Source organism: Amycolatopsis sp. SID8362, assembly GCF_010550475.1.
Lineage (GTDB): Bacteria > Actinomycetota > Actinomycetes > Mycobacteriales > Pseudonocardiaceae > Amycolatopsis > Amycolatopsis eburnea.
In genome coordinates this window covers 1-2,488 of record NZ_JAAGNB010000749.1, presented here as the reverse complement: position 1 = coordinate 2,488, position 2,488 = coordinate 1, and the positions used below count along the sequence as shown (strand labels likewise).

At 70.8% G+C, this 2,488-nt stretch carries 3 protein-coding genes and 1 pseudogene; all 4 read left to right on the top strand.

Annotated features, from left to right (window positions below; genetic code table 11):
• On the top strand, nt 1–589 hold a 589-nt coding region (locus G3I65_RS23410; protein ID WP_160698013.1), incomplete at its 5' end, for a LysR family transcriptional regulator substrate-binding protein.
• Nucleotides 582–1,067: a hypothetical protein gene (locus G3I65_RS23405; protein ID WP_160698012.1), complete on the top strand. Its 486-nt coding sequence runs from the start codon at nt 582–584 to the stop codon at nt 1,065–1,067. The genes G3I65_RS23410 and G3I65_RS23405, both read left to right, overlap by 8 nt.
• Nucleotides 1,068–1,175: 108 nt before the next feature.
• Complete coding sequence (locus tag G3I65_RS23400; RefSeq protein ID WP_166640477.1) at nt 1,176–1,553, top strand: hypothetical protein; 378 nt, start codon at nt 1,176–1,178, stop codon at nt 1,551–1,553.
• 35 nt (nt 1,554–1,588) lie between these two features.
• Nucleotides 1,589–2,488: pseudogene (locus G3I65_RS23395) on the top strand (PucR family transcriptional regulator); the annotation flags it as partial.

The following is a 2,488-nucleotide window of genomic DNA, read 5'->3' as shown; positions in this document are numbered from 1 at the left end:
CGTGATGCGCATCGGCACCGGCACGGGGCAGTTCACCGCCCGCCTGGAACGGGGGATCGACGCGTTGCGCGAGCGGGCCCCGGCGTTCGACGTGGTGCTCGTCGACCTGCCGCTGCCCGCGCGCCTGAACGCCCTCCGGCAAGGCGAGCTCGACCTGGCACTCGCGCGGGACGTGCGGGCGGCGCCCGGGCTGCGGGTGCTGGAGACGTGGACCGAGTCGCTGTTCGCGGTGGTGTCCGCCCGGCACGCGGCCGCCGACCGTGCGACCGTCGGCGTGGCGGAACTGGCCGACGGTCCTTTCCGGACATCCCAGGACCACGACCCGTCGGTGGTGACGGCGCTGCGGGAGGCCGGTGTCCCGGTCCACCCGGGACACCGGGCGGCCACGGTCGGAGACACGATCGTCGAGGTCGGCTCCGACCCGCGCAGCTGGACGGTGCTGCCCGCCGACCAGGTCGCCGACCTCCGCTCGACCCGGGTGCGCGCGATCCCGCTCGACCCGCCCGCGACGATCACCGGAAGTGTCGTCATCCCGGCCGATCTGCCGTCCGGCTGCGCCGTGGCCCACCGGGCGGCTTTCGGTGATTGAAATCGAGATCGGTTATGTTCGGTCAGGTGGGCGCGGGAGACGCCGCGAGGACGAGATCTCCCTTCGAGGAGCATCGAGTGTTGAATTGATGTACTCCTGTTTTGTCGGGAACATCAAATTTGTGGTTGGCGGCCTGGATCTCAGCGTTGACTTCGACTGGGTTCCCTTGCTGCACTTCGCGAACAACATGGACTTGATCTTCGCCGCAGTCGGTCCGGGTGACGAAAAGTACTACTACTTTACGGAGAGTAGCGATTTCATCCGGCTTTCCGCGCAAGGCGACGATGTTCTGGTCGAGTGCAGCTATGTTCCTGGGCGGAGCGCGACTGTGAATCGGGTTGACGGCGTGCTCGCGACGCGAGCCGCCGCATCGACCCTCATTGGCCAGCTCGAGGAATCTTATCCAGAACTCCGCGGCAATCCGATCTTCGCCGAGATCGCAGAACGCGTGCGACGACCTCCTGGGCGGCTCGACTGACGCCGTCGCCGGGGAGCCTGGTTTTTACAACGCGGTCTCGTGTAAAATTCGTCTGTGGACCACACCTCCGGAGCGCTCCTCAGCGCCTTCAGCTTCACGTGGCTCGGCATGCTGATCGGCATCTCCTTCATCGAGGCGCCGCTGAAATTCCGCGCGCCCGGGGTGACGATCCCGCTCGGCCTGGGCATCGGCCGGCTGGTGTTCCGCGCCCTCAACGTCGTGGAATGCGTGCTGGCCATCGGGCTCGTCGTCGCCGTGGCACTGGGCGGTTTCCCGACACCGGCGAGTGTGCTGCTGCTCGCCGTTCTCGTCCTGCTGGCGATCCAGCTCGCCGCGGTCCGGCCGCGGCTGAACCGCCGCACGGACCACGTGCTGAGCGCCCCGGCCGGTGCTGACCTGCCGCGGTCGCAAGCGCACCTCGCGTACATCGGCATCGAGGTGCTGAAGGTCGCCGCCCTGGTGGCGCTGGGAATCACCGGGCTCTGACCGGGCCGGACGCCGATGTGGGGTAGGAACGGGTCATGGTGACGCTGGATCGGCTGGTGAACGTCCTCGGGGGCTACGGCGTACGGCTGTGCTGCTGCCCGGTCTCGCGGGACGTCGCGCTGCGCGATGTGGTGATGCACGACCCGGGCGACGACCGCCGGCCGCGCGGGGACGTGTTCCTCGCCGTCGGGGCGGAGTCCGTCGTCGCGGCGGTGGAGCTGGCGGCCGCCGCCCGGGCGTCGGTCGTGCTGGTGCGTGCGGCCGTGCCCGTGGAACCCGCGGTGGTCGCGGCCGCGGAGGCCGGTGGGGTCGCGGTGCTCGCCGTCGAGCCGGAGGTGTCGTGGGGCGAGCTGGCCGGTGTCGTCTACGGCCTGGTGCTCGAAGGGCGCGAGACCGAGTCAGGACGCGGGCCGACCGACCTGTTCGCCCTGGCCGACAGCCTGGCCGACGCGCTCGGCAGCACGGTGACGATCGAGGACCAGCTCTCGCGCGTCCTGGCGTATTCCAGCCTCCAGCACGGCGCCGACCAGGTCCGGCTGGAGACGATCCTGGGCCGGCGGGTGCCGGACCGCGCTCGTGAGCTGTTCGAACGGCGGGGTGTCTTCGCCCGCCTCGCGGCGTCCGACGAGCCGGTGTTCGTCGAGGCCGCGCCGGAGCACGGGCTGAGCGGGCGCATGGTGGTCGCGGTCCGGGCCGGCCGGGAGTCGCTGGGCTCCATCTGGGTCGAGTGCGAGCGCCCGCTCGACGACGCCCGGCGGGCCGTGCTGCGGGACAGCGCGCGCACGGTCGGGGTGCACCTGCTGCGGTCGCGGGCCAGCGCGGACCTCGAGCGGCAGGTCGAGTCCGATCTGGTGATCCGGCTGCTGGAGGGCACGCCGGACGCGGCGTCGGTGCTCAGCAGGCTGGGGCTGGCGCCCGGGCGGTTCCGGGTGATC

Coding starts and splice junctions, on each gene's coding strand:
- G3I65_RS23400 (WP_166640477.1), top strand. CDS start 1,176: ATGCTGATCGGCATCTCCTTCATCGAGGCGCCGCTGAAATTCCGCGCG.